General features: G+C 64.2%; 20 protein-coding genes. 6 read left to right on the top strand and 14 right to left on the bottom strand.

Translation table 11 applies throughout. The features are described from left to right. Positions 1-26 precede the first annotated feature (26 nt). From U1769_RS14405 to U1769_RS14395, 3 genes are all read right to left on the bottom strand, one after another. Complete coding sequence (locus U1769_RS14405) at positions 27-1,091, bottom strand: hypothetical protein (RefSeq protein WP_332717217.1); 1,065 nt, start codon at positions 1,089-1,091, stop codon at positions 27-29. Positions 1,092-1,160: 69 nt separating this feature from the next. Continuing rightward, positions 1,161-1,643, bottom strand: a complete 483-nt coding sequence (locus tag U1769_RS14400; protein ID WP_332717214.1) for a hypothetical protein — start codon at positions 1,641-1,643, stop codon at positions 1,161-1,163. 16 nt (positions 1,644-1,659) lie between these two features. Beyond that, positions 1,660-2,466, bottom strand: coding sequence for a hypothetical protein (locus tag U1769_RS14395; RefSeq protein ID WP_332717212.1), 807 nt, complete (start codon positions 2,464-2,466; stop codon positions 1,660-1,662). Positions 2,467-3,337: 871 nt separating this feature from the next. On the opposite strand from U1769_RS14395, the gene U1769_RS14385 reads away from it, so the two are divergent. From U1769_RS14385 to U1769_RS14375, 3 genes are all read left to right on the top strand, one after another. Continuing rightward, positions 3,338-3,961 (top strand): hypothetical protein, encoded by a 624-nt coding sequence (locus U1769_RS14385; protein ID WP_332717207.1) that lies wholly within the window; start codon positions 3,338-3,340, stop codon positions 3,959-3,961. Further along, on the top strand, positions 3,853-4,650 hold the full coding sequence (locus U1769_RS14380; RefSeq protein WP_332717600.1) for a tyrosine-type recombinase/integrase: 798 nt from the start codon (positions 3,853-3,855) through the stop codon (positions 4,648-4,650). Before U1769_RS14385 ends, U1769_RS14380 begins: the two co-directional genes overlap by 109 nt. 389 nt (positions 4,651-5,039) lie before the next feature. Then, positions 5,040-5,249 (top strand): hypothetical protein, encoded by a 210-nt coding sequence (locus U1769_RS14375; RefSeq protein ID WP_332717204.1) that lies wholly within the window; start codon positions 5,040-5,042, stop codon positions 5,247-5,249. 2 nt (positions 5,250-5,251) lie between these two features. On the opposite strand, the gene U1769_RS14370 is transcribed toward U1769_RS14375, so the two are convergent. The 6 genes from U1769_RS14370 to U1769_RS14345 form a co-directional block, all read right to left on the bottom strand. Continuing rightward, on the bottom strand, positions 5,252-6,103 hold the full coding sequence (locus U1769_RS14370) for a nucleotidyl transferase AbiEii/AbiGii toxin family protein (protein WP_332717201.1): 852 nt from the start codon (positions 6,101-6,103) through the stop codon (positions 5,252-5,254). Further along, complete coding sequence (locus U1769_RS14365; protein WP_332717198.1) at positions 6,096-6,782, bottom strand: type IV toxin-antitoxin system AbiEi family antitoxin domain-containing protein; 687 nt, start codon at positions 6,780-6,782, stop codon at positions 6,096-6,098. The genes U1769_RS14370 and U1769_RS14365 overlap by 8 nt, the downstream gene beginning before the upstream one ends. Before the next feature lie 240 nt (positions 6,783-7,022). Then, on the bottom strand, positions 7,023-7,253 hold the full coding sequence (locus tag U1769_RS14360) for a hypothetical protein (protein ID WP_332717195.1): 231 nt from the start codon (positions 7,251-7,253) through the stop codon (positions 7,023-7,025). An 808-nt stretch (positions 7,254-8,061) separates the two neighbouring features. After that, positions 8,062-9,453, bottom strand: coding sequence for a carboxylesterase/lipase family protein (locus U1769_RS14355; RefSeq protein WP_332717193.1), 1,392 nt, complete (start codon positions 9,451-9,453; stop codon positions 8,062-8,064). 17 nt (positions 9,454-9,470) lie between these two features. Next, positions 9,471-11,705: a glycoside hydrolase family 3 C-terminal domain-containing protein gene (locus tag U1769_RS14350; RefSeq protein ID WP_332717190.1), complete on the bottom strand. Its 2,235-nt coding sequence runs from the start codon at positions 11,703-11,705 to the stop codon at positions 9,471-9,473. Between the two features lie 56 nt (positions 11,706-11,761). Beyond that, positions 11,762-12,961: an alpha/beta hydrolase-fold protein gene (locus U1769_RS14345; protein WP_332717187.1), complete on the bottom strand. Its 1,200-nt coding sequence runs from the start codon at positions 12,959-12,961 to the stop codon at positions 11,762-11,764. Between the two features lie 284 nt (positions 12,962-13,245). On the opposite strand from U1769_RS14345, the gene U1769_RS14340 reads away from it, so the two are divergent. Next, positions 13,246-14,859 (top strand): DUF1593 domain-containing protein, encoded by a 1,614-nt coding sequence (locus U1769_RS14340; RefSeq protein WP_332717184.1) that lies wholly within the window; start codon positions 13,246-13,248, stop codon positions 14,857-14,859. A 389-nt stretch (positions 14,860-15,248) separates the two neighbouring features. Here U1769_RS14340 and U1769_RS14335 read toward each other — a convergent pair whose 3' ends face one another. Further along, positions 15,249-16,847 carry a carboxylesterase/lipase family protein gene (locus U1769_RS14335; protein WP_332717181.1) on the bottom strand — a complete coding sequence of 533 codons (1,599 nt, stop codon included), beginning with the start codon at positions 16,845-16,847 and terminating at the stop codon, positions 15,249-15,251. Between the two features lie 194 nt (positions 16,848-17,041). Between U1769_RS14335 and U1769_RS14330 the strand changes: the two genes are divergently transcribed. Together U1769_RS14330 and U1769_RS14325 are read left to right on the top strand one after the other, a co-directional pair. Next, the gene (locus U1769_RS14330) at positions 17,042-19,738 is read left to right on the top strand and encodes a TonB-dependent receptor plug domain-containing protein (RefSeq protein WP_332717178.1); all 2,697 of its coding nucleotides are present in this window, start codon (positions 17,042-17,044) and stop codon (positions 19,736-19,738) included. Between the two features lie 83 nt (positions 19,739-19,821). Beyond that, positions 19,822-21,258, top strand: coding sequence for a DUF1593 domain-containing protein (locus tag U1769_RS14325; RefSeq protein ID WP_332717175.1), 1,437 nt, complete (start codon positions 19,822-19,824; stop codon positions 21,256-21,258). Between the two features lie 16 nt (positions 21,259-21,274). Here U1769_RS14325 and ribB read toward each other — a convergent pair whose 3' ends face one another. Genes ribB through U1769_RS14305 form a run of 4 tightly spaced genes read right to left on the bottom strand, consistent with a single transcriptional unit; the run spans position 21,275 to position 25,663 of the window. Continuing rightward, positions 21,275-22,357: a 3,4-dihydroxy-2-butanone-4-phosphate synthase gene (gene ribB, locus U1769_RS14320; RefSeq protein ID WP_332717172.1), complete on the bottom strand. Its 1,083-nt coding sequence runs from the start codon at positions 22,355-22,357 to the stop codon at positions 21,275-21,277. A 14-nt stretch (positions 22,358-22,371) separates the two neighbouring features. Then, a complete protein-coding gene (locus tag U1769_RS14315) occupies positions 22,372-23,844 on the bottom strand; it encodes an FGGY family carbohydrate kinase (protein WP_332717169.1) in 1,473 nt (490 codons plus the stop codon). Continuing rightward, complete coding sequence (locus tag U1769_RS14310) at positions 23,841-24,797, bottom strand: transketolase family protein (RefSeq protein ID WP_332717166.1); 957 nt, start codon at positions 24,795-24,797, stop codon at positions 23,841-23,843. The genes U1769_RS14315 and U1769_RS14310 overlap by 4 nt, the downstream gene beginning before the upstream one ends. Further along, positions 24,794-25,663: a transketolase gene (locus tag U1769_RS14305; protein ID WP_332717163.1), complete on the bottom strand. Its 870-nt coding sequence runs from the start codon at positions 25,661-25,663 to the stop codon at positions 24,794-24,796. The genes U1769_RS14310 and U1769_RS14305 overlap by 4 nt, the downstream gene beginning before the upstream one ends. Between the last annotated feature and the right edge of the window lie 62 nt (positions 25,664-25,725).

The raw sequence follows: 25,725 nt of genomic DNA, 5'->3' as shown, positions 1-25,725 counted from the left end.
CGGCTATCCGCCGCCGCCCTGGCTCATCAGTTGATCGTCACGCGGAAGCGGAGCGTTTCACTGCTGCCGGCCGAGAGGTCGGCAAGCCCACCTGATACGGTCGGTGTCGGCGTTGCCGAGTAGCTGCCGCCGGCTGCACCATCGCTGTTGCAGGTGCCGCCCGTAACCGTGCCGTTGACGAAGATGCCATAAGCCGAGTTATAGGTCACCGTCGTCGGTAGCGGATCGCTGATGCTGAGGCTGGTCGAGGTCGCACCACCGGTAGCGTTGGACACGATGATGCAATATTCCATCACTGCGCCCGGAATTGCCTTCGGATTGGTCGTGCCGCTGACCGGATCGCTGATCAGCACGCTGGTCTTGGTGACGGAGAGCAACGCCGCCGAAACGGTATAGTCGCCCTTGATCGAGAAAGCGCCGTCATTTGCAGAATCCGTCGCGCCGGCTGCGTCGGCGAAGACCGTATCGACACCGGCGGTGTTGGCACCGACCGTGGCGGTGAGCAACGCACCCTGCGTGCCGATGGTGCCGCTTGCTTCGGCGCGTGACGTCAGGACGATACCGGCAACCTGACCATTGGTCGCGCTGATCGGCACGTCGGAAACGACGAACACAGTCTTCGTCGTGTCGGCCGCGACTTCGTCGAGCCAGGTGATCTCGGTGTCGGTGCCAGGATTGTAGGCACCGTTATTGTTCGTATCGATGTAATATTTGAAATTGCTGACATCGATGGCATCGGTTCCGCCATGAGCGGCAACGCCGCCCGACTGGTTGAGCGCCGCCAGCGAGAGATCAAGCGTATCGTTGGACGAGTTGGTGATCTGGAACGTCGTCACCGCGGCAATCTGCCCCGGCGAGACCGATGTGGTGGAACCGAGGTTGACGATCGTCAGATTGACTTTGCGGTCGACCGTGACGCTGTTCGATGCGGTTTGTGCCGTCTGCGCGACATTGCCAACCTGGAAGTTGACGGTAACGGTGTTGGTGATTGTCGCACCTGCGGCGGTGCCGGCCGCATAAGCCGGAGTAGCACCCAGCGCGAAAAGCGCAGTGATGCTGGCCGCACATAGCAGCCGGTTGGCGTGTTTCATCAGTCGTACCCCCCCTTGAGTAAAAATGTGGCCCGCTCCCCCAATCGCCCGCGGACCTGGGCGAACTGGTCAGCGCACGATGGCGCGATATTCGAGACTGCCGGAAGCGCCCGGCGCGATGGCTGGGATGATCCAGCGCACATGGGTGACGTCAGTGGCCTGCGCCGCGCGCTGCCCACCCTTGCCGTCGGAGACAGTGAGCGTCGAGAGCTTCCCCCAGCCCTTGCCGCCATCTACCGAGACGTCGAAATTGCCAGAACCTTCACTGGCCAGCGTCACCGCCGAAGGCAGCGGATTGGTCACGATGAAATGCTGGATCGATTGCGCACCGTTGTTGCGATATTTGGTCGAGAAGATCAGATGATCGCCCGGCACGACCTTGGTCGGCGCGGTCAGAACATGCTTGCTCACCCCGTTGGTCACCACGACCCTGTCGAGCTTGACGTCGCTCGTCAGCGCAACCGGGCTGGCGGCTGTGGCTTGCGCCATCGCCGACGCCGGCATCAGCGCGGCGGCCGCCACGAAACCAGCACCCAACATAAAATGCTTCATATTCATGATGATAGCCTCAGTTGATCTTGACTTTGAAAGTAATCGTCTTGTCCGATGAACCCGCGGCGATATTGCCGAGTGAAACGTCGATGCCCGCGGCACCGGCAATGCCGACATCGCCATCGGCGGCATCGGTCAGCCCCGCGCTGTTCAGCGTCAGCGAGCCCGGCAGATAGGTCGTGGCAGCCGGAATGCCGTCGGTCACATGGACGCCGTCGGCCGTGCCGGTGCCGGTCGTGTGCGCGACCAGCGTGTAGGTCACGGTCGATCCGGGAACCGGCGTGGTGCCGCCGAACGGATCGGCGATCGTAACTGATTTGGTGAGCGACACGGTGGCGAGCGCAGCGATCAGCGATTCAAGCGCAGAGGCCTGAGCGGTGGACGCGCCAACCACTGCATCGACACCGCCGCTACCCCTGCCGGCGAAGACCGTGCCCGGCGTGCCGGTGCCGATCACCGACGCGGCGGTAAGCCGCACTTGGCTGGTCTGGGTATCCGAGAAATTGGCGGGAAGATTGACGAGAACGAAAATCCTGAGCGACCCGTCGGCGACGATGGCAGGGCTGGCGGCGCCGTTGGTGATGATCGCGTCGACGCCAGCATCATAGTCGCCATTGCCATTGGTATCGACGACGACCAGCTGGATCGCGCCATTGAAGCCATTGCCGGTTACATTCGGGTCGGCGGTCAAGTTAAAGGTGTCGGAACCGTTGCCGGTATTGGTTACCTGGTAGGTTAGAATTGTTGGCCCGCCGCTCGCTGCTGCGCCAAGCGAGTTGCTGAGTGCGGTGGTCGCGACGTTGAGCAAATGGTCGACTTTCACGACAACTGTGTTCGACCTAATTGTCTCGGTCGTGTTTCCGGACGAGTACGTCGCTGTCGCAGTGTTTTGAATCAGCGTGCCCGACGCTGTACCGTCGGCGAGTGCCGGCGTGGCGGAGAGGGCAGTTGCGAAGGCCAATGAACCGGTGGCGATTTGGATGCGCTTCTTCTTCATGGCGCAACATTTATAGCTGAACTGATTAAGGCGAAGTTTCTACTTGGGCCTTTCATGAAATATGTGCGAGAGAATTTAAGATGTAAGCTAAAGAAACATAGTAAATAGGAATCGAGAAGGACGTGTTGGGACCATCGTTGACTGGACGTGATCCCCGGGAGTCCTTCGCGAAGGAGGGTTTGATTTACGAGTTGAAGAAGGCGCTTTCGGACCGGATGCTGTCAGCGGAGTTGGACCATCAGCTCGGTCGGGCCGCGATGTTTGATGCGATCAACGCGGGTTCCGCGCATTTACCAACTGATCGCGACCGGCGACCTCGAGATTGCGAAGGATCGTCGCGGCACGCTCATCCTCGTGAGCAGCCTTCGCGATGTGGTGGCGGGCGATTCGAGCAGGCGGGGAGCTGGATACCGACCGCGGCACTATCCGGGGAAATCCGCCGGGATCCGAGGAGCTATTCCGGCCATATTCCAGCCAAATCGCCATCAAAATCGGAATTTTAGACCTAAGTCATTGAGATGACTTGGTGACCCCTACGGGAATCGAACCCGTGTTTCAGCCGTGAAAGTGACGGTTTCTGGACGCTGGCGGACGGCTATGGATATCAATAAAATCAATCAGTTAATGCGGTCCCGTGCTTCCGTGTCCGCATCAATTCGGGTATTTCCATGGACCATGTTTTGACGATGGATATGACATGGCCCGTGTTTCCGCCGACCTTCGGCTGCAGGATCGCAGCGCCCGCACACGCCTGCGCGTGCGCCAGAACCCCTATTGGCGCATGGTGTGCGAAGGCCAGCATCTCGGCTATTACAAGGGCGCTCGTGGCGGTACCTGGATCGCGCGCTACCGGCCACCCGGGACGGATGGTAACGGCTCCAAGCAGTCGCTCGGCGTCGCCGACGATTTTGGCGATGCAAATGGCGAGACCATCCTCAACTGGAAGCAGGCGCTCGACCGGGCGATGCACTGGTTCGAACTCCAGGAAAAAGGCGGCACCGAGACGGCACTCAACCCCGACATCACCGTCGCCGACGCAGTCCAGGCCTATATTGCGATCCGTAACAAAAGGCGCGCCTCACAGGCCGGGCGCGAGGTTCAGTCCGAGGCAGCGGGAGGCCTGACGCGGCACGTCCTCGGGACAGGCGACTCGCAGGGCTCACCCTCGCAAGGCTCACCGAAGCCGACCTCAAGGCATGGCAGGAAAGAACCCTGCGACGTCGCGCCACCATCCAGCGCATCGTCAACGACCTCAAGGCCGCCCTCAACCGTTCGTGGATCGAGCATCGCCGGGCGCTGCCCGGTGACCTGCCGGTCGTAATCAAGCACGGGCTGGCGATCGAGCCGCAGGATGTCCGCAGGGCGCATGCCCGGGAAAACCAGGTTCTTCCCGACGACGAGATCCGTCGCATCGTCGCGGCCGCTCTCGCCCTGGACGAAGACTTCGGGCGGCTGGTCGTGCTGCTCGCCGCGACCGGCGCCAGGTTCGCGCAGGTCCGGCGCATGCGCGTTGCCGACGTCCAGGTAGAACAGGGCAGGGTGATGGTCCCGGAGTCGTTCAAGGGAAAAAAGCAGGCGGCCGCCTATATTCGTGTCCAGGTCGGCAGCGACACGCTCGGTGTCCTAGCGCCTGCGGTCGAGGGTCGCGCAGCCGGCGCGCCACTGCTCGAGCGCTGGCGCCATGTGCAGGTTCGCACGGACGCGCGGCGAAACGCGACCCAGGTCTGGGAACGGGGCGGGCGTGGCCCCTGGATGACCGCCTCGGAAATGACCCGGATGTGGCAGCAGGCCTGCGAGAATGCGGGATTGCCGCCGACGACCATTCCTTATGCCCTTCGGCATTCGTCGATCGTGCGGGGCCTACGCGTAGGGCTTCCGATCCGGCTGGTCGCGGCGATCCACGACACGTCGGTCGCAATGATCGAGCGGCACTATTCGCGCTGGATTACCGAAGGCCTCGACGAGATGGCGGCGCGTGCGGTGGTGCCGTTGATCGCGGCTACGGCGTGAATTTGCGAGGAAGGACGGCACGTCAAGGCCCCGCCTGTACGTCGGCCTTTCCATTTCGGTGGTCTCTCCGTAGCCTTCCGAGCCCCAACGCGTGCGTTGTGGCCTCGATTCTGGCCTACTGAAATCGGCGGAAGGGCGTCCGCTACCTGCTGACGGCTGATTTGGGGGCTCGCCTCTCGTCGGCATATAAAATTGGCTATATTCTGGACCTTATCCGCGGGCGTCGCATTGAACACTGGAACCATGGAGACTTGCTCGATGCCGCCGTCCGCCCAATGTCGCCGACATCCCCGAGGCGGTGTGTGATGGTCCAGACGAGGGTGGGATCGCTCGAGCTGCCAAGCTTGCCCGGCATGGTTCGCGGCTATTGACCAGTCGAGGAGCGGGCAATGGCCAAATATGCCGTCAAGCGTGCTGCGCTGCTCGCGAAGTCCGAAACGGCGCCCCAATTGGTTCGCGCGTCAGAAAGCCAGCCTGAGTGTGACGATATTGACGGAAACGCAGATCGCAATCCGCGACGTGGTGCGCACTTTGCGCAGGAGCGAATACGCCCACAAGGCCAGCGTTTCGAGGCTAATGGCGGCTACGATCCCCAGTGAAGTCAGGTCTGCGCCATCTTCTCAAGTTTCGCCAGGAAGAAGCGGTCACTCCATAATTCCAATGACTTCGCCTCCGCTGGACGCAGAAAGCGTCTGACGTCGTCGGCGGCTGCCTTCCAATCGACAGTGGCAATTGTGCCTTGAAGCGTGTCCTCCAGCCATACCATATCGATTGCGATGTCTTCCTGCCCCGCCCATGGGCCTGCTTGGATCAGAGCGGCCTGCAGATGCCGCAGATTGGGAGACACTCCGTTCGAAACATACCAGGAAAAGTCGAACCAATCCCTTCCTTTCAGATAGCCTCGACAAAGAAGCGCATGGATTTTCAGCGCGAGGTTAGAAGGCAGATCCTGATGCCGCACCTCGTAGTCGGCGGGGAAATCGAGAAAGGTGGTCGCTTCGCCGGACCCCGGCGGCGGATTGGTGTCGATCTCCAGCTTGATCTTGATCGACCTGCGACGCCCCTTGCCCGCAAAGGTCAGATCGAGTTGGCTGGCGATGGAATCGTCCTTGAGCACCGCCTCCCGAACCGCCTTGTCCATCCTCTCCTTGGGCTGAGCATCAAGCTTCAATCCGAACTGGGCGAAAACCTCGACGAGGATTTTGAGATAGGGCCCCCAGTCGAACTCGGGGTTAGGTGACCGGAGCATAAAATCGAGATCTTCGGAAAATCTCGGCAGGCGGTGCAGAATGCGCAGGCTGGTACCGCCTTGAAAAAGCGCGACGTCGAAAAAATCGCCGCGCCAAAGCGCGTATAGCGCGATCTCCTGGATAATTTCCTTGGTCGCATTCTCTTCCTCGACTGCGTTGGTTGCTCCATATTGGCGGAGCTTCTCCTGAATAATCTCAATCATCCGAGGAACGTCCTTTGGTCGCGCCCCTGGTCGTCAGAATGGCGTCTTCGAGTGAGCGCAAGAAATCGTTGGCGGCCTTGTGCCTGTAAACTGGCCGGAGCGCGGCGAAATCCTTGCGTCTGAGCGATTGGAGCCGATCCTCGTCGATCCGCATGCCCTTGGTAAGCCAGTCCATGCCGGACCAATGCTTCTTCCGTAAAGCGACAAGATCGATCAGCGCTCGTAACGGTCGCGCTATAAATGCCGTGAGTTTGCCGAGCTTTTCGCGATCTACACTCGTCAGGAATTGGTATTCCCGTAGCGCGAGCGGTTGAAAGGTGAAATGACCGAGGACCGGCGTATCGTGGATGATCGTCTTGCGGCCCGGCGAAACACTCGCCGTGCTCACGACAGCCTCGGGAATCCAGCCATGATGGGCTAGGGCGGTTTCAAAGGAGACATAGCTCCCTGGCAGGAGAGCTTGGGCTGCGGCAAAGGGGTGAACACCCTCGCTGCGACTTCTCTGGCCGAGCATATAGGTGGCCCGTTTAAGCCGGATCAGTGAACCGTCTTTCACTGCCCTGTGAACAAGTGCATAGCGCCGGGCATCGCTGCCGCCCAGGAGCTCACCAAGCTGAGCTTCGTTGAAGATGCGATCAGCAAGGCCTGATTCTGCAACATGTTTGGCAAGCGTATTCATAAATACCAGATACTTTCAAATATTGAAAGTTTCAAGAATTTCTTAGAGCGCCGTAAGCGGCACTCGTCAGTCGAGCTTGACCTGACAAATCACCCGGGGCGGATATTATGCGCCGCGGGCGGCGGCCTATGATCCCAGGATCAAGGCGTGCGCCCTCTGGGGTGCGATTCCCTATCACACGAGCGTCGCGCTGTATCATCACATCGAATCCACCGCCGCCTCTTTGCCGGACTTCGTGGTTTACGGCATGTGGTCCTTCGGTATCGACGATCCCAACGCATATATTGAATATCTCGCGGGTGCAGTCTTGAGGGAATTCTGGAGCGGCTGACGCGCCCGCTGCACATCATTCATGGTGAGAATGATCGCCAGGCCAATGTCGATCTTGCGGCAAGGGCGGTTTTCGAGCACGCGAAGATGGATAATAAGAAGCTTAAGATCTTTACCAAGGATGACGGTGGCGTCGAACATTCTCAACTCGACAATCGTACTCTGGCGGCGGATACTCTTTCGGACTGGTTCGCTGACATATTCCATACGCATAAGTAAACGGCCCGGGACGCGACATTCGCTCAATCGGTACAGTACGCCGATATGCCGAAGGCTGCTGATTGAGCGATTACTGCTCCTGGATCAGAGGCGCTGGCCGCTCCGCTTGAAACCTTCGCGGCGATCATGTGCTGCAAAGGCGCAAGGTCCGCTGTCGCGGACTCCATTCCGCAGCCCGAGTCAGTCGCCTTGGACTGACCATCCTGATGGGACGCGGGCTGTGGCTCACGTCCTTGGGTGTTGCGTTCTCCGCGAGCGCACGCGCTTCATCGACGCTCAGGTTCGAAATACGCCGAGATGCTCGAGCAGGACGGCGGTTCCAGGTCCGATCAGCAGGCACCGCCGACAGCCGGAGCGGCACATGAGGCGCTGGTCTCGCCAGGCGGCGATTTCCGCTGAGCGAACCACGTGCGAGGGCAGGTAGGTTGACCCGTTCCCGGTTTGGTGCCGGAAGCTACTTCAGGGAGCCGGCCACTAGTCGACCTGGTCTAGGTTGGCACCTCAGGCGAGCTCAACTGGACGTCGCGTGATGCGTGCATCCGGCACAAAAAACAGCGACTGCACTGAGTGCTGAAACTCCCTGATAGCAACTGCGCCAAGATCCCCGTTCGTCGCGTGGTCGCGCGTGTTCAGGGAAGGGTGTGGGCGTGGCTACCAGCCTCCAGGATCAGTTCAGCTGGAAGGCGATACCCTCACCTCGGTCTGCTTGTCGCCGGCGTGGAATGGAAGATCACTCCTTGTCTTGCACGACGCTTGCGTCCCCGTCCGCTGCGAAGTCCATCATCATTCGCCCGTCGGGACTGAACGCCGGCCAGGCGGGCAACTCTGGGCCGTTGGGATTGCCGCGCTTCGCGAAGTTCAGGATGTAGCTGCTGATCGACCGGCCCATGGCAATGTCGCGGCTGGTGGTCCTGACCCCATATTTTATCCCTTGCGTATCCAGGAAGAACGGGATGTCCGTCGCATGACCTGCCCCGGCCCCGCGCTCGAGCGAGTCCGCGACGTAGGAGAAGCGATAATAGAAAGTAGGGACACCGCTCAACGCGAGCGTCTTTGCCAACTCCCGCGCTCCGGCGAGCATGTAGCCGTCGGGACCACCGATGTCCGCGCTGGTCGCGCCGATCATAATCGGGACATGGGCGAATTGCCCGGCACGATAGGCCTCGGCAACGGCGACGGCCATTTGGCCGTCCGGATAGGGGCTCGCGAAGGTGCGCGGCCCTGTCGCGCCGCTGAACAGCGTCCCCAGGTTGAGGTCGGCGGTCACTTTCAGGGCGGACAGGGAGCGCAGCCGCGCGGCACCATCGGCATCGTCCCGGGCGATCCCCTTGCCGTCGGCAAAGGCGATGCTTGCCTGCTCCGCCGCGGCGCGCGAGGCGCCCATCGCGGTGCCGTCCCCACCCGACATGACGACGGCGCGCTGGAACAGGCCGGCAGATTGGGGTGAGGTCACCAGCGTGTTGACGGACATGCCCCCCGCGCTCTCGCCCATGATAGTGACATTGCCCGGATCGCCGCCGAATGCCGCGATATTGGCCTTGACCCATCTGAGTGCGGCGAGCTGGTCCATCAAACCGAAATTTCCGGATTGCGGGCCGCCTGCGGCCCGGTCCAGCGCGGGATGGACGAAGGTGCCGAAGCGCCCGACGCGGTAGTTGAAGCTGACGAACACGACGCCCTTGCGCGCAAGGCTGGCGCCGGCATAGGTCGGGGGCGACGAACCGCCGTTGACGAAGCCTCCGCCATAGATCCACACCACCACGGGCAGCCGGGTGCGCGGCCCGGCGGTCCGCGGCGCCCAGACATTGAGGACCAGGCAATCCTCGGCCGGCTCGGTCCCGAGCGGGGCGGCGTCGCTGGGGAAGGGCTTCTGCATGCAGTCATGGCCATAAGCGGTCGCCGGACGCACGCCGGTCCATCCGGCGGCTGGCTGCGGCGCCCGCCAGCGATTGGCGCCGACTGGCGGTGCCGCGAAGGGAATGCCCAGCCATTCCTTCACGCCGTCGCGGACACGTCCCTCGACCGGACCGGAAGCTGTCCGTGCGATCGTGTCGGACACCGTGGCATGGGCCGCGAGCGGAACGCTGACGAGCAGGGCGGTCAGCGTGATAGCGGGCCGCATCGATACTCTCCTGGTGATCATTTCACGGTATAGGACGCGGTGAGGGGCGTGTCGCGGGACGATCGCCCGACAAAGATGTCGTAGCGTCCCTTCGGCTGGCGCCAGCGACGCGCAGCGGTGTCGAACACCGAGAGCGTCAGCGGCTCCATCGCGACAGTGATGATTCTGCTCTCGCCTGGCGCCAGGTCGATCCGCGACCAGCCTGCCAGCTGGCGCGGCGCATGGCGGTGGGCGACGGGCAGGGCGGCATAGACCTGCGCGATCTCGGTCCCGGCGCGACTGCCCGAATTGGTCACGGTAAAGCTCACTTGCCCGGCCCGCGCGCGCAGTCCGGCATAAGTGAAGCTTGTGTAGCTGAGGCCATGCCCGAACGCGAAGAGGGGGGTGGCGCCGCGTGCATCGAACCATTTATACCCGACCTGCGCGCCCTCGGCACGATAGTCGATATCGAACGCCGGCAAGGTCATGCGGCGCTTGCCGTTGGGCATGATGGAAAACGGCGTGCCCAGCGGCATCGGCTCCTCCTTCAGCGTGCTTCCCGCCACGACCGGGTGCGGCAGGTCCGCCTCGCGGCGCGGGAAGCTGATCGGCAGCTTGCCCGCGAAGTTCGCCTCTCCCAGCAGCAGGCGGGCGATCGCCTCGCCGCCACGCGCGCCTGGATACCACATCTCCGCGACCGCTCCCGCCTTGTCGAGCCAGGGCATGGTCACTGGGCCGCCAGTCTGCAGGACGACGACCGTGCCCACTTTGGCCGATACGACGGCGTCGATCAGCGTGTCCTGGCCATAGGGCAGCGACAATGTCGCCGAATCGCGGCCCTCGGTGGACGGTTGATAGGCAAAGACGATGGCTGCGTCCGACTTTGCTGCGAGCGCGGCCGCGCGACGCGCATCGCTGCCATCGTCCCAGACGAACCGCACATCCGGCGCAGTGGCCTGCAAGGCCTTTAGCGGGGACGAAGGATACCAGACGGGAATGCGCGAGAAGATGCCGGCCGGCCCCAGATCGTCCTTGCTCGTGTCGCCTTTGACCGCGTTGCCACCGGGCGGGTCGACCTGTCCCGATCCGCCACCGGTCAGCACGCCGACATCGGCATGGCCGCCGATTATCGCGACAGTGCGCCCCGGCGTGCGCGCAAGCGGCAACGCGCCGTCATTCTTCAACAACACCGCGCCCGCTTCGGCGACCCGCTGCGACAGGACGAAGCCGGCATAGATATCGACGACCTGTTGCTGCGGCGGGGAATCGACGATGCCATGGGCAAACATCGTGCGAAGGATGCGGCGCACCGATGCGTCGAGCCGGGCCTGCGGGATGCTGCCGTCGGAGATCGCCTTTTTCAGCGCTTCACCGAAGAAGCTGTCCTGCGGCTGCTCCTGGTCGAGTCCGGCGGCGATCGCCTTCGCAGTCGAATGGGTGCCGCCCCAGTCGGACAGCACCCAGCCCTTGAATCCCCATTCCTGTTTGAGCGTCTTGTTGAGCAGCTCGTTATTCTCGCACGCCCAGTCGCCCCACAGCTTGTTGTACGAGCACATGACCATGCCGGGCTCGCCTTCCTTCGCGGCGATCTCGAACGCCAGCAGGTCGCTTTCGCGCGCGGCCCGATAGTCGATCCGCACGTTGCCGACATTGCGCCCGGTTTCCTGGTCGTTGAGCGCATAATGCTTCAGATCGCCGATGACCTTCTGGTCCTGCAGCCCACGGATCGCCTGCGCGGTCAGCTTGCCGGTGAGTAGCGGATCCTCACCGCGATACTCAAAGGTGCGGCCGTTGCGCGGTTCGCGCATCAGGTTGGCGCCGCCGGCCAGGCTCACATTATAGCCTTGCGCGCGCAGCTCGCGGCCGATGAGCGCGCCATAGTCGTAGGAAAGCGCCGGGCTCCACGCTGCCGCCTCTCCGATTGATGCGGGCATGAGCGTGGAATAGCGGCTGCGCGCTGCACCGCGGGTAACCCCGACCGTGGAATCGGCCATGTTGAGGTCGGGCAGGCCGAGCCGCGCGATGCCCGGCACGAAACCGCCGCCGCCATTGCCCAGCGTGCCGCTCATGGCATACCCGCCGCCGTGGACCAGCTGGATCTTCTCCTCCAGCGTCATCCTCGTAAGGACCAGCTCAGCCCGGTCATCGGGCGACCTTTTCTCGTCCAGCCAAGGCATCGTCGCCCGGTCGATCTCCGGCTTCGAGGGCGCCGTCTGCGCGAGAACGGGTGCGGCTGTCGCCAGCATGGACGCAATCAGGAGGAGGCGGTTCATTCGCACGCGCAGCGGTCCTTGTTAGGAGAGGTCAGGGAACATCAGGGGATCGCGCGTCAGCGAAACAGCAGCGGCGCGAATTCGTGGAGGTTGTCGCGCCAGTTGCGCCAGTCATGCCCACCCGGCGTCTCGCGCGTCGTCAGCCGAACGCCCTTCGACCTGAAATAGTCAGTGATCTCGAGCGCGCCGGGGCGCGCGAAATCGGTGTAACCCCATCCCCACCAGAAAAGCTTCAGTTCGCTGTTCAGGCGCCCGATCACATCCTGCTTGTGGTCGTAGAACCATTGGCGGTCGGGCTGCAGGAACCACCCAGATCCGAAAATCCCGACATAGCGGAACGTGCCGAGATTGGAGAGGCTGGTGTTGAGCGTCTGGACGCCGCCCATCGACAGGCCCGCCATGGCGCGGTTGTCCGGGTCTGCAAGGGCGCGAAAATGACGTTCGACAAAGGGTATGATGTCGGCGGTCATCTCCCGGACGAACGGATCCTTGCCCGGGTCGGAGGTCATCACCTGGCCGGCATCGGGCGTGTAGCCGCCGGGCATCACCACGATCATCGGCTTCGCGCGACCCTCGGCGATCAGATTGTCGAGAATGTCGTTCATGCGACCCGCGGTCGACCATGAGGTCTCCGAATCGCCGCCGCCGTGCATCAGATAGAGGACGGGATAGTTGCCCGCGCCCTTCTCGTATCCCGGAGGCGTATAGATGATCAGGCGCCGGTCGACGCCGCCCAGCGTCGTCGAGAGGAAATGCTGTTCGAGCAGCGAGCCGTGCGGCACGGCCCGATGCTCCGAAAAGTCGCCCGGAACGACGAGAAGACTGTTCTGGCTCGCCCGCTGCGGCGACATCATGGTGTTGCGGGGATCGAGCGTGACCATGCCATCCACCACGAAATAATAACGATAGGCGCCCGGGCGGATCGGCGTGCTGGTCGTTCCGGTCCAGACGCCGTCGGCGCCCTTCGCCATGGTGACGGCGGGTCTGGGGCCTTCACTCATGTCGCCCGGCGGAACCTCGACCGCGTTGGCCTGGCGGAAGAACTCACCGTCGATGGTGACGCTGGTCGCCTGGGGCGCGCCGACGCGGAAGGTGACGCGGCGGTCCGGCAAGATCTCGGGGGACATCACGGCGGGGGCCTGGACACCGCGTTCGACGGTGATCGGCGGCGTGGGGCGCGACTGCGCGGATGCGGATGCCGGCGCCATGGCACAGGCGGCTAGCGCCAGGGCGGCAACGGGGCGGGACCTTCTCATCAATGATCGTCCTCTCCGGTCGGCGCCCGGTTCCGGCAGCGGACCGGGCGATAGATCAGTCCTGCGCACTTCCGGCGCGTTGGCAGCAGTACCTGCACGCGCCTTGTAACGTCCGTCAACGGGATTCTTCGATTCATTTCGTTTGTTTGGGCGCTGGCTTTCTTTTGTGTCTCAGCGAGACGCTGAGACACGCCGAAACGCTCTGACTTCTGCGTTGACAAGCAGGGATGTGGGGCGCAGTTCATGGCAAAGACAATCGAAGAAAAACGAAGAGAGGGTGCGGTATGACGAGACGCAGCGAGATTCTGGCGGCGGTTGCCATCCTCCTTTGCGGCACGGCGATGCCGGGCTTCGCGCAGCCACCGCCGCGCGCTGCCAAGCCGTTGCCGGTCTATCTGGAAACGCCGGACGGGCAGAAGCCGCGGGTCGTGATCACCGCGGACCCCGAGCTGGACGATTCGAATTCCCTCGTCCGCTACCTGCTCTACAGCACCGATTTCCGGACCGAAGGGCTGATCTATGCCAGCAGCCAGTTTCACTGGACAGGTGATAGCAAGGGAACCACGCAGTCCGTGCCCGGGCGCGAATATAACCGGTTCGGCAAGGACCTGTGCCCCTGTACTTCATGGCGCTGGCAGCCCGGCGAGCGCTTCATCGACGAAGCGGTCGAGCATTACGCCGAGGCGTATCCCAATCTGCGCGTCCACCACCGCGACTATCCGACGCCCGCGCTGCTCAAATCGAAGATTCGCTGGGGCAATGTCCAGTTCGACGGGGAGATGGCAAAGGACACGCCGGGCTCGAACCTGATCAAATCGCTCCTGCTCGATGACGAGGAAGCACCGATCTACCTCCATGCGTGGGGCGGCCAGAGCACGATCGCGCGAGCGCTCAAGTCGATTGAGGAACAATATCGCGGCACGCCGCGATGGGGGGCGATCCGCGCGAAGGTGATCCGCAAGGCCGTCATCCATCCTTCGGGCGATCAGGATGATACCTACGCCAGGTACATTCAGCCCAACTGGCCCGAAATCCGCTATCGCCAGCAGGCCGGCGGCGTTGGCATCAGCTACAATTCGCAGGAGCGCGTGAGCCTTGACGACGCTCAATATCTGGGCGCGGACTGGATCGCCCGGAACGTCACCAGTCGCGGCCCGCTCGGCGCGTTCATCCGGGTGTGGGGCGACGGCAGGCAGATGGTGAAGGGCGACAAGTTCGATTATTTCGGCATCGCCGGAAAATCGGCGGACGAGCTCAAACAGGAGGGCTATGTCGTATGGACGCCGCCGCGGCCCAAGGGCGATTATCTCGGCGAGGGTGACACCGGCACCTTCTTCAATCTGCTCGACAATGGCCTGGGCGGGTATCGTGGTGACAGATTCGGCGGCTGGGGCGGTTATGCGCGCAGCGGACCGGTCGGCGGTGGGTTTGCCGGATTTGGTGTCGAGTTGAGCCAGCAAGTGGCCGGAATGGGGACGGTGGCGCCCAATCCGGGCGCTCGCACGATGCCGCCGCGCGCCCCGACGCATCCCTTTTTCGCCGCGGCCCAGCGCGATTGGGCCGCGCGTTTCAAATGGGCCGTGACGCCCAACTACGGCGATGCCAACCACAATCCGGCGATCAAGTTGGTCGGTCCCGGGCGCCTGACTGCCCGGCCGGGGCAACGCATCGCATTGTCGGCCAAAACGTCCGATCCCGATGGCGATCGCGTCACCCTGACATGGTGGACCTGGAAGGGCGCCGGCACCTACGAGGGCGACGTGCCGATCGAGGCCGGTAGCGTCGTCGTCCCCGCCGACGCGCGGCCGGGGGATACCATCCAGGTGATCGGCGAGGCGACCGACAGCGGAACGCCATCGCTGTCCCACTATGCGAAGCTCATCGTTACGGTGCGCTGACCGCCAAGACGGGAACCTATGTTCCCGCCACCCAAGGGAAATCCGTCCCGGCCGGACAGGCATCGACCTGCGTCGCAGGCGATGCGGCTCTGACAGCCGCGCGGGTTAGGCAACGGGCATAGGTCTTCGCCAGGCTGGATCACGCCATTGCCCGGTCATCGTCGTGTCGCACAACCCGACCGACGACTACGCGCCTCTCCACGACCTACGCGCCCGCCGCCGGTCGCCCCCGCTCCAGTCCTCGCGGCGGGTTTGAGGCCGATCGCCGCGGCGCGCCGCCCACGCGCCGGTCGTCCCGGAAGTCCGCCACCCGGCGCGCACTAGATGCCCCTTTCAGGTGAGCCGGCCAACGGCATGCCGGCCCCTTTCACACCCGGCTCGCGACGCGCTCAGCGGCGCATCAATGTCCGCAGCTGCGTATGGGGATCGCTCTCGATCCGGCTTTGCAGGTTGAAGATCATCGTCTGACGCTGGGCAACGTCATATTGTGGCCAGGTCGGGATAGCAGTCGATTGCGGATTGCCGGTCTTTGCAAAGGCCACCCAGGCGGAGTGCATCTGCGCCGACATGCGGGCAGGGCCATCGCCCGGGCCGACGAATCCGCGGATATTGTCATAGGTCCCGAAGACGAACGACAGCTCGACCGCATGCCCGGCTTTAAGCTTCCCGCCCAGCATCGGCGTTTCCCAGTCCATCCGGTACATCCAGACGGGCGCCTTCTGACGAAGCTTGCGCTCGGCCAGCGTGACCGAATCGACCCAGAACATCGCATTGCCGTTCATCGCAGTGACGAGGTCGCCGGGGGTGTAGCCGGGATAGGCAGCGCGCAGGGCAGGGGCAAGCTTGTCCGCCGTCCTGGGATAGGTCTTGCGCACCGCAGCGTCGAAACCGGCGTCCGTCTCGGTTGCAAGAGCCTGGTTGCCCAGCGCGAACATCGTTCCCTCGTCCTTGTTGGTCCCGACGATCAGCGGGATGTCAGCCGCCATCGCCGCTGCTTCGGGCGTGAAGGGACCGCGCGGCAGGGCGTTCCCATCAATGCTGGGATTGAAGCCGCCCGCCAGGAAGCCGCCGCGATCAAGCTTCGCGACCTTGCTGGTCGCCGCCGCCTGGCTGTCGAAGATCTTCTGCGTGTCGATCGCGGCAAGGGCGGCGACGTCGCCCGGTTTCACGTCCAGAATCTCGGTCAGCGCGCCGCCCAGCGCTTGGGCATAGGCACGCGGCGTCGCGTCCAGCGCGGCGCCGCTCTGGATGATCGCCTTGTGATACAGCCCTTTCGCCGGCGGCATACCAAGCAGCAGCGACACTTTCGCCCCGCCGCCGCTTTCACCGAAGATGGTCACATTGTCGGGATCGCCGCCGAACAGCGCGATGTTCGCCTTCACCCATTTCAGCGCCTCGACGATATCGAGCATGCCGGCGATACCCGAGGAAGCATAGTCCGGGCCCCAGCTGCCTGGCAGCTGCGTGTAGCCGAACACATTGAGCCGGTGGTTGACCGACACCAGAACGATGCCGTCGCGCGCGAAATGATCGCCCCAATAGGTCGGCCGGCTTGAAGCGCCCGAGGAAAAGCCGCCGCCATGCAGCCATATCATGACGGGCTTCCTGCCCTTCAGGTCAGCGGTCCAGACGTTGAGAAAAAGACAATCCTCGCTCTGCTTCTCGTCGAACGGCGCATCCGCCTGGCCGGGACTCTGAATGGCCACGGTGCCGAACTGTGCGGCGTCGACCACCTCTGTCCAGCGGGCAAGCGGCTGCGGCGGCCTGAACCGGAGCGGGCCAACCGGAGGTGCGGCATAACGCAGCCCCTTGAACGATTGCACCAGCCCCTTCTCGAAGCGCCCGCGAACTGGACCGTTGCTGGTATCGACGATTGCTGTCGCTCCACCGAGATCGGCGGCGATGCCGCGGGTAGCGGCGAGCGCCCCCAATGTGGCCGCCGACGTCAGGAGGCCACGGCGTGTCAGATGCAGCGATATGTTCGTCATGAGAGTCCCCTCCGCCGATCGTGGTTCTGCTGTTCGTCGGCTATGGCGACGGAATATGAAAGTAAACGAAAGTAGTCAATTGCTATCCGCAGAATCAGACGTTATGCAAGTCGCAAGCAGCATCCACCGGTGCAGCGTCCAGATCGCTTTGCAAAGAGGCGGCTGGCCATTTCGGAGAGGGGAGTTTCGCGGTGATGAAATTCGCAATTAAGCGGTATATGCTTGGCTCGGCCAGCGCGCTCGTATTCGTCATGGGCTGCGTCGATGCAGCCTCGGCTCAAACGGCCGCCACGGACACGCCGGCAGGTCAGGCGGGGGGAGGCCAGGGCGCACCGCCGAGCGCCGCCGCACCGCAGACGGACGAGCAGGATGCCGCCGAGCAGACAGGCGCGGATATCGTCGTCACGGGCACCCTCTTTCGCGGCATCGCACCGGTCGGCACCAACGTCGTCAGCGTCTCGCAGGCCGATGTCATCGCGACGGGCGCTCAGTCGTCGAACGACCTCCTCGCAACGATCCCGCAGATCAGCAACTTCAACGCCATCCCGACCGGCACTGCCGGCTTCGGCCAGCCGATCGTGCAGACGAACCTGCGCGGGCTCGGCGCATCGGGCGGTACGACCACGCTGACGCTGCTCAACGGCCATCGGGTGGTCGGTTCGGGCATCCTCCAGACCTATGTCGATCCTCAGATCATTCCGCCCGGCCTGATTCAGCGCGTCGAGGTGATTCCCGACGGCGGCTCATCCATCTACGGGTCGGACGCGATCGGCGGCGTCATCAACTTCATCACACGCAAGCGGATGAACGGCATCGAGGCGACGGGCCGCTACGGCTTTGCGGACGGCTACCGGACCGCTGACGCCAATCTGACGGTCGGCAAGGACTGGGGGTCGGGGTCGCTGTTCCTGTCTTACGCTTATGCGTGGCACAATAACGTTCAGGGCTATGAGCGCGACTATGTCACGCAGAACTTCACCGCCCATGGCGGCAGCGACAATCGCAGCTTCAACTGCGAGCCGGGCAACGTCCGGATCGGGACGACCTATTATCCGTTGCCGGGACGCGCCGCGACGAACGCGGCCGGTGCCAATCGCTGCAGCACCACCGATTTTGCTGACATCTACCCGCGGGAGAACCGCCACTCGGTGTTTGCCACGCTCGATCAGCAGCTGAGCGCCTCGCTGTCCACCAACATCACTGCCTATTATTCGCGGCGGGTGACCAGTTCGATGCAGACGTCGCTCGCGGGCAGCGGCACCATCACCAGCGCCAACCCCTATTTCCGGCCGATCGGCACTGAAACCAGCCAGGTCGTCAACTTCGACTTCTCGTCGGTGTTCGGCCGCGGCATCGCCAGTCCCGCACGGTTTGATTCCTGGGGCGTGACGCCGACCTTCGACGCGGACCTTGGTGGGAACTGGCATCTTCGCGGCATGGCCAATTACGGTCACAGCTACAACCAGACGACCGAATACACGACCAATGCCGGCAACATCGCCGCCGGCCTCGCCGGCACGACGACCGCGACGGCGCTCAATCCCTATAACATCTCGGCGACCAACGCCGCGGTGCTTGCCTCGGTCCGGGACTACAGCAACTATTCGGAGGCCATGCAGGACCTCGCCGAAGGCCGCCTTGTTGCTGACGGCCGGCTGTTCTCGCTCCCGGGCGGTGATGTCCGGCTGGCGGTCGGCGGCGAATATCATTGGGAAAAGATCGACGCAGGCATCCGCTTCGGATCCTCGGCTTCACCTTTCCGGAACGCCGCCGCCGCGACCCGCAACGTCGCCTCTGCATTTGGCGAAGTTTTCGTGCCCGTGATCGGTGCGAGCAACGCGATGGGCGGTATCCAGGCACTCGATCTGACCGGCTCGATCCGCTACGATCATTATGACGATGTCGGCGGGACGACCAATCCGAAGATCGGCTTCAACTACAAGCCGATCGACGGCATAACGATCCGCGGCAACTGGGGCACGTCGTTCCACGCGCCGAGCCTTGCGGACACAGTCGGCGCAGTCGATTCGCGCATCTCCTTCACAACCGGCATCGGTTATGCCGCCGGCCGGCCGATCATCTGGATTTCGGGCGGCAGCCCAACGCTCAAACCAGAAAAGGCCCATACCTGGTCGCTCGGCGCGGACATCAATCCGTCGTTCTTCAAGGCGCTGACGCTGAGCGCGACCTATTACAATATCGACTTCACCGACATCATCAGCGTCAATGCAGGCGGTTTCGGCGGCACGGCCTGGTATGCGGATCCGCTGAACGCGCCCTTCTTCATCCTGAATCCAACCCAGGCGCAGGTGACGAGCTTCTCGGGCGGCGTTCGTCCGGACAATTTCCCCTCGCTAGATTTCCTCTACGCGAACCTGGGCACGCCCTATGCGATCCTCGATCTGCGTCGCTACAACCGGGGGCGGCTGTTGCAGGACGGCATCGACTTCAACGCCGTTCTGAACCAGCCGACGAGCTTCGGCTCGGTCAATGCGAGCTTTGGCGGAACCTATACGCTGCACCGCAAGTCGAGCCCGTCGAACAACGGCGTTTATACAGAACTGCTCGACAATGGTGTCGGTCGCTTCAACTTCATCGCCTCGCTGGGTGCTCAAATGGGCCCGGTGACCGGACGTGCGCAAATGACGCATAGCGCCGGCTATCCTATCCTGTTCGATGCGACCCAGAGCAGGGTCGGGCATTTCGATACCGTCGACCTGTTCTTCTCGCTCGACCTCGAGAAGCTGGGGGTGATCGACGGCGCATCGCTGACGCTCAACATCGACAATGTCGCCGACCAGGATCCGCCTTACCGGAACGCCGGATCCGGTTACGCCAACGGCTCCACGCTCGGCCGGCTCGTTTCCATCGGCGTCCGCACGAAGTTCTGAAGCCCCCCCTGAGCCCGCCATGGTACGCCATGGCGGGCGTTTTTTCCCAAGGGGTCCAGCGTCAGGGAGCATGGCAGGTGCGGATGAAGAACAAGCTTGGCTGGCTATCGGCCGCGACGTTGGCGCTGACACCGGTTCCGGCCTTGTCCGCCGATCCGGCACCCGCGCCGATACCGGCGAAGGTGCGCGTCCTGGTGCTGACGGACATCGGGAATGAACCCGATGACGCCGAATCGTTCGTCCGCTTTCTCCTCTATGCCAACGAATTCGATATCGAAGGCCTCGTCGCGACGACGTCGACCTGGCAGCGCGGCAGGGTTCAGCCGCAGCTGCTGGCTACGCGTATCGATGCCTATGCCGGCGTCCTCGCCAACCTGCGCCGTCACGCCGATGGCTATCCGGAGCCTGCGGCGCTGCGCGCGGTGCTGCGCAGCGGGACTTCCAGCTATGGCATGCAGGGCGTGGGCGACGGGAAGGACAGCGAGGGTTCGCGCCGGATCATCGAGGTCGTCGATCGCGCCGATCCGAGGCCGCTCTACATCCCGGCATGGGGCGGCGTGGCTGATCTTGCCCAGGCATTGTGGACGGTGCGACGGACGCGCACGCCCGAGGCCGTGAAGGCGTTCGTCGCGAAGCTCAGGGTCTACTCAATCTCCGATCAGGACGATGCCGGGCCGTGGGTCCGCCGCACCTTTCCCGACCTGTTCTGGGTCGCCAGCATCCATGGCTGGGGCCAGTACGGCATGGCGGCCTGGAGCGGGATTTCCGCAGATCTGCACCTGCCCGAGAAATGGCCCGGCGCGGAGATGGTCACGAATGACTGGCTCGAGAAGAATGTCCGGCGTGGACCGCTGGGCCAGACCTATCCGCCGCACCAGTTCATCATGGAAGGCGACACACCGTCCTTCCTGGGGCTGATCCGCAACGGGCTGAACGATCCCGAGCATCCCGAATGGGGCGGCTGGGGCGGTCGCTATCTGCCGTCCTATGAAGGCGCCGGGCATCGCGGCGACGCGCAGGACCGCTATACCGACGAGGCGGGAAAGACCTGGTCGGGAAACCAGACGACGATCTACCGGTGGCGCCGGGCGTTCCAGGACGACTTCGCCGCCCGCATAAGCTGGACGCTGTCCCCCGATCCGGGGCGGGCGAACCACAATCCCGACATCATGCTCAATGGCCAGGCAGGATCGGCGCCGCTGCGATTGACGGTCAAGGCGGGGTCGACCGTGCGATTGTCGGCAGCCGGCACGCGCGATCGCGACGGCAACGCGCTGCGGTTTCGCTGGTGGCAGTATCAGGAACCGAGCAGTGCGCCGGGCATCAACCCGCCGACGCTCGATATCGCCGGCGCAGACGGCCCGAGCGCCAGCTTCGCGGTCCCGTCTTTCACCACGACCGCACCGAACGTGCCGAAGCCCGATCACCCGCTCGCCTATCATGTCATCCTCGAGGTGACTGACGCGGGTACGCCGCCGCTGACCAGCTATCGCCGCGCCATCATCACGGTGACGCCCTGAGCGCGGGAGGACGACGCTAGAAGGAGCGTTCCTCGACAATGCGCAGGCCGAAGCCGCCAAGGCCGACGAGCTCGCGATGGCCGCTGGTCAGCAGCACCATGTCATGGATGCCGAGGTCGGCGAGGATCTGTGCGCCGATGCCATATTCCCGGATTGCCGCTTCGCGCATTTCGGTCTCCGCCGGATCGTCCCGGCCGGTCACCAGGACGAGCACGCCCTGTCCAGCCGCATCGATCGCCCGCATCGCGCGTTCGATCATGGTCCCGCCATCACCCTCCTGCGCGAGAACGTCGCCCAGCGGATCAAAGGCATGGACGCGCACAAGCGTGGGAGTGGCCGGGTCGATCCGTGCTTTCACGAGCGCGCGCGACACGATGCCGTCCAGCTTGTTGCGATAGCTGATCAGGCGCCAGGCGCCACCCCAGCGCGACACGAAGGGATCGTCGCCTATCCGCTGGATCAGATTGTCGTGGACATGCCGATAGGCAATCAGGTCGCGGATCGTGCCGATCTTGATGCCGTGCCGCTCGCCGAACAGGATGAGGTCGTCGAGGCGCGACATCGTGCCGTCGTCATTCACCACTTCGCAGATCACGCCGGACGCATTCAGACCGGCCAGCCGCGCGATATCGACTGCCGCCTCGGTGTGGCCAGCGCGCACCAGCACGCCACCGTCGCGCGCGATCAGCGGAAACATATGGCCGGGTGTGACGATGTCGTCCGGCCCGTTCAGCGCATCGATCGCCACCGCCACGGTGCGCGCGCGATCTGCCGCCGAAATGCCGGTGTCGATCCCCATGCGGGCCTCGATCGAGGTTGTGAAGGCCGTACCGTGACGAGTGCGGTTGGCCTTCACCATCGGTGTCAGGCCAAGCTCCTGCACGCGCCGCTCGGTCAGCGTCAGGCAGATCAGACCGCGGCCGTGCACTGCCATGAACGCGATCGTTTGCGGCGTGCAGAGCTGTGCCGGGATGATGAGATCGCCCTCATTCTCCCGGTCCTCGTCATCGACCAGGATGACCATCCGGCCGTTGCGGGCCTCGTCGATGATTTCCTCGGTCGAGGCGATGGCGCGGCGCGGCAGGGGAAAGCTGTTCATGGCAATGGCTCTAGTCATGCGGGGACGGCGTTGGCAATCGCGCTGCGCCAGCGGTGATGGATGCGCTCGCGCTCGGCCGGTGTCATGTGCGGCGTAAAGCGCTCCTGGACCGGAGACCGGGCGGCGGGTTCGGCGATCGCCAGTGCCTCGGCCGCCATGCGGGCGACGCCGAGCGCGCTCAACTCGGGATCGGGCCGGCGCGCGACCGGTGTCCCGAGCAGGTCGGCAAGCAGCTGCAGCAGAAAGGCGTTGCGGGTGGCGCCGCCATCGACTGACACCGTCGGTATCGCACGGCCCATATCGCTTTCGACGGCGCGGCACACATCCACGATCTGCATCGCGATCGCCTCGAACGTCGCACGCGCGACATGGGCCGGCCCCGTGCCGAGCGTCATCCCCGTGATGATGCCGCGGGCGCGATCGGCCCAGTGCGGGGCGCCGAGCCCGGCCAGCGCCGGCACGAAGGCGACGCCGCCGCTGTCCGCGACTGACTCGGCCAGAGTCGTGAGCGCGGTTTCGTCGGCCAGACCCAGCAACCGCGTCGCGAAAGCCGCTGCCTGGCCCGAGACGGTGATATTGCCCTCAAGCGCATGGGATATCCGCCCCTGCCGGCTCCAGGCGATGGTGGCCGAGAGGCCGTTCGCCGACACCACGGGGCCGTCGGTCAGAGTCATGACCGACGATCCGGTCCCGATCGTAACCTTCGCGGCGCCTGGCTCCGACAGGCCGTGGCCGAACAGCGCTGCATGCGAGTCTCCCATGATGGCATGGATCGGCACACCCGCGGCGAGCTTGGTGCGGCCGGCCGCAACGGTCCCGAAACAACTGTCCGAGGATCGCACCACCGGGAGGATCGCTAGCGGTACATCGAACAACGCAGCCATGTCCGGGTCCCAGGCGAGCGTATGCAGGTTCAGAAGCTGCGTGCGCGAAGCGTTGCCATGGTCGGTTGCATGGACTGCGCCGCTGGTCAGCTTCCAGAGCAGCCAGCTGTCGATCGTACCCGCGCGCAGCTCGCCCGCCGCCGCGCGGGTGCGTGCCGCGGGAACATTGTCCAGCAGCCAGGCGAGCTTCGCGCCGGGGAACAGCGGATCGAGGCCGAGCCCCGTCGCCGCGACGACCGCCGCCCCCTGGCCAGCGTCGCGCAGCGCCGCGCAGCGATCGGACGAGCGTCGACATTGCCAGCTGATGGCCGGGGCAACCGCGCGGCCGGAAACGGCGTCCCACAGCACGATCGTTTCGCGCTGGTTGCTGATCGCGAGCCCGGCGACGGCCGTCTCGGGCGCGGCGGCGACAAGCTCGTCGATCACCGCTACCACGCTCGTCCAGATCGCGTCAGCTGACTGTTCCGCCCAGCCGGACCGGGGATGCGTCAGCGTCATCGACCGGCTGGCGCGGGCCAGGATCGAGCCATCGGGAGCCACCAGCAACGCCTTGGTGTTGGTCGTCCCCTGGTCGATTGCGAGGACCGCTGACCGCGGCATCATCCCCGCTTCAAGCTCGCCAGTCCGCGCGCGGCGCTGGCAATGCCGGCCGCGGTCAGTCCGGCACGCTCCATCAGCCACTGCGCAGAACCGGTCGGCTGAAAGCCGTCAAAGCCGAGGATGCGCATCGCCACCGGCCGGCGGGTCGCGACGACCTCCGCCACCGCGCCGCCCAGCCCGCCCCGCACCACATGCTCCTCCGCGGTGACGATTCCACCGGTCTGCGCAGCCGCGAGGATCGCGTCCTCATCGAGCGGCGTGATGGTCGCCATGTTGATCACGCGAGCGGCGATACCCTCCGCGGCAAGCGTCGCCGCCGCATCGAGCGCGCGGTGAACGAGCGTGCCTGTGGCGATGATGGCGACGTCATCCCCCTCATGCAACACCTCCGCCTTGCCGATCGTGAACGGGCCGCGGTGCGACAGTTCGGGCACGGGCATCCGGCTGATGCGGATGAACATCGGTCCGTCGAACGCGACCGCCGCCCTGATTGCCTCCGCCGTTTCCCAGGGGTCCGAAGGGACGATCACCGTCATTTCGCGCATGGCCCGCAGCCAGGCGATATCCTCGATCGAATGATGCGTCGCGCCGAGTTCGCCATAGGCGACGCCGCTCGAAATACCGCAGAGCTTCACGTTCGCGCCGCTATAGGCGAGATCGGCCTTGATCTGTTCAAGCGCGCGCGCCGTCAGGAAACAGGCGGCGCCGCTGACGAACGGCACCTTGCCGCCATTGGCGAGGCCGGCCGCGACGCTGACCATATTCTGTTCGGCGATGCCCACGTTCACGAGCCGCTCGGGAAAACGGTCGCGAAATTTCCCGAGCTTGCTCGATCCGACGCTGTCATTGACCACCGCGACGATCCGGGAATCGTCCGCCGCGAGCAATTCCAACGTGCGCACATAGGCGTCCCGACAATCGAACAGCCCTGCAGCAGCGGGCGCGGCGGCGCTCATACCTCTTCCTCCGACAGCGCCAGTTCCTCGAGTGCCTGGGCATATTGTTCTTCGCTCGGCACCCCGTGGTGCCAGCTTGCCTGATCGCGCATGAAGGAGATGCCGAAGCCCTTGATCGTGTTCGCGATGATGCACAGCGGCTTGTCGCGCGGTACCGGCGGTGCGTCGAGCACGGCCAGCAGCGCGGCATGGTCGTGACCGTCGATCTCGGCGACGTCCCAGCCAAAGGCACGCCATTTGTCCGCGAGCGGCTCGAGCGCGTTGGTCTCTTCGGTGCCGGCGCCTTGCTGCAGGCGGTTGCGGTCGACGATCGCGGTGAGGTTGGCGAGCTTGCGATGGCCGGCAAACATCGCTGCCTCCCACATGCTGCCTTCCTGAAGCTCGCCGTCGCCGGTAAGCGCAAATGTCCGAAAGGCGGCCGCGTCGATCTGCCCGGCGACCGCGATCCCCACCGCGACCGGGAGGCCGTGACCAAGGGGGCCGGTATTGGTCTCGACACCAGGCAGGTAACGGCGGTTGGGATGTCCGTTCAGTCGCGACCCCGGCTGGAGATAGGTCGACAGTTCCGCTTCGGGAAAGAAGCCTGCAGCCGCGAGCGCGGTATAGAGCGCGCCGGTACAATGGCCCTTGCTCATCACGAACCGATCGCGCTGCGGGTCGAGCGGCTGTGCCGGGTCATAGCGCATGACGCCGAAATAGAGGGTCGCGAGGATGTCGGTCGCCGACATGTCGCCGCCCGGGTGTCCCTGACGCGCCTCGAAGATCATCTGGATGGCGCGTTGCCGCATCCAGTTCGCCTGACGCCGGATCTCTACGACGCGTGCCGCCCCCTCGTCGGTGGGCACGCCGATTGCATCCTGTTGCATTCACTCTCCCTAACGATGCGCGATGTACCGTCCCGTCAGTGGCCCGGCAAGCGAAACCTTCG

It is taken from the genome of Parasphingomonas zepuensis, assembly GCF_036663735.1.
GTDB lineage: Bacteria > Pseudomonadota > Alphaproteobacteria > Sphingomonadales > Sphingomonadaceae > Sphingomonas.
This window is presented reverse-complemented; position numbering and strand designations above follow the sequence as displayed.

What these genes read in the sequence shown, in the direction of transcription:
- U1769_RS14345 (WP_332717187.1), bottom strand. Translation starts at nt 12,961, where the DNA reads ATGAGAAGGTCCCGCCCCGTTGCCGCCCTGGCGCTAGCCGCCTGTGCC.
- U1769_RS14385 (WP_332717207.1), top strand. Translation starts at nt 3,338, where the DNA reads ATGGCCCGTGTTTCCGCCGACCTTCGGCTGCAGGATCGCAGCGCCCGC.
- U1769_RS14315 (WP_332717169.1), bottom strand. Translation starts at nt 23,844, where the DNA reads ATGATGCCGCGGTCAGCGGTCCTCGCAATCGACCAGGGGACGACCAAC.
- U1769_RS14335 (WP_332717181.1), bottom strand. Translation starts at nt 16,847, where the DNA reads ATGACGAACATATCGCTGCATCTGACACGCCGTGGCCTCCTGACGTCG.
- U1769_RS14375 (WP_332717204.1), top strand. Translation starts at nt 5,040, where the DNA reads ATGGCCAAATATGCCGTCAAGCGTGCTGCGCTGCTCGCGAAGTCCGAA.
- U1769_RS14350 (WP_332717190.1), bottom strand. Translation starts at nt 11,705, where the DNA reads ATGAACCGCCTCCTCCTGATTGCGTCCATGCTGGCGACAGCCGCACCC.
- ribB (WP_332717172.1), bottom strand. Translation starts at nt 22,357, where the DNA reads ATGAACAGCTTTCCCCTGCCGCGCCGCGCCATCGCCTCGACCGAGGAA.
- U1769_RS14305 (WP_332717163.1), bottom strand. Translation starts at nt 25,663, where the DNA reads ATGCAACAGGATGCAATCGGCGTGCCCACCGACGAGGGGGCGGCACGC.
- U1769_RS14400 (WP_332717214.1), bottom strand. Translation starts at nt 1,643, where the DNA reads ATGAAGCATTTTATGTTGGGTGCTGGTTTCGTGGCGGCCGCCGCGCTG.
- U1769_RS14310 (WP_332717166.1), bottom strand. Translation starts at nt 24,797, where the DNA reads ATGAGCGCCGCCGCGCCCGCTGCTGCAGGGCTGTTCGATTGTCGGGAC.
- U1769_RS14340 (WP_332717184.1), top strand. Translation starts at nt 13,246, where the DNA reads ATGACGAGACGCAGCGAGATTCTGGCGGCGGTTGCCATCCTCCTTTGC.
- U1769_RS14405 (WP_332717217.1), bottom strand. Translation starts at nt 1,091, where the DNA reads ATGAAACACGCCAACCGGCTGCTATGTGCGGCCAGCATCACTGCGCTT.
- U1769_RS14325 (WP_332717175.1), top strand. Translation starts at nt 19,822, where the DNA reads ATGAAGAACAAGCTTGGCTGGCTATCGGCCGCGACGTTGGCGCTGACA.
- U1769_RS14370 (WP_332717201.1), bottom strand. Translation starts at nt 6,103, where the DNA reads ATGATTGAGATTATTCAGGAGAAGCTCCGCCAATATGGAGCAACCAAC.
- U1769_RS14365 (WP_332717198.1), bottom strand. Translation starts at nt 6,782, where the DNA reads ATGAATACGCTTGCCAAACATGTTGCAGAATCAGGCCTTGCTGATCGC.
- U1769_RS14360 (WP_332717195.1), bottom strand. Translation starts at nt 7,253, where the DNA reads ATGTTCGACGCCACCGTCATCCTTGGTAAAGATCTTAAGCTTCTTATT.
- U1769_RS14330 (WP_332717178.1), top strand. Translation starts at nt 17,042, where the DNA reads ATGAAATTCGCAATTAAGCGGTATATGCTTGGCTCGGCCAGCGCGCTC.
- U1769_RS14355 (WP_332717193.1), bottom strand. Translation starts at nt 9,453, where the DNA reads ATGCGGCCCGCTATCACGCTGACCGCCCTGCTCGTCAGCGTTCCGCTC.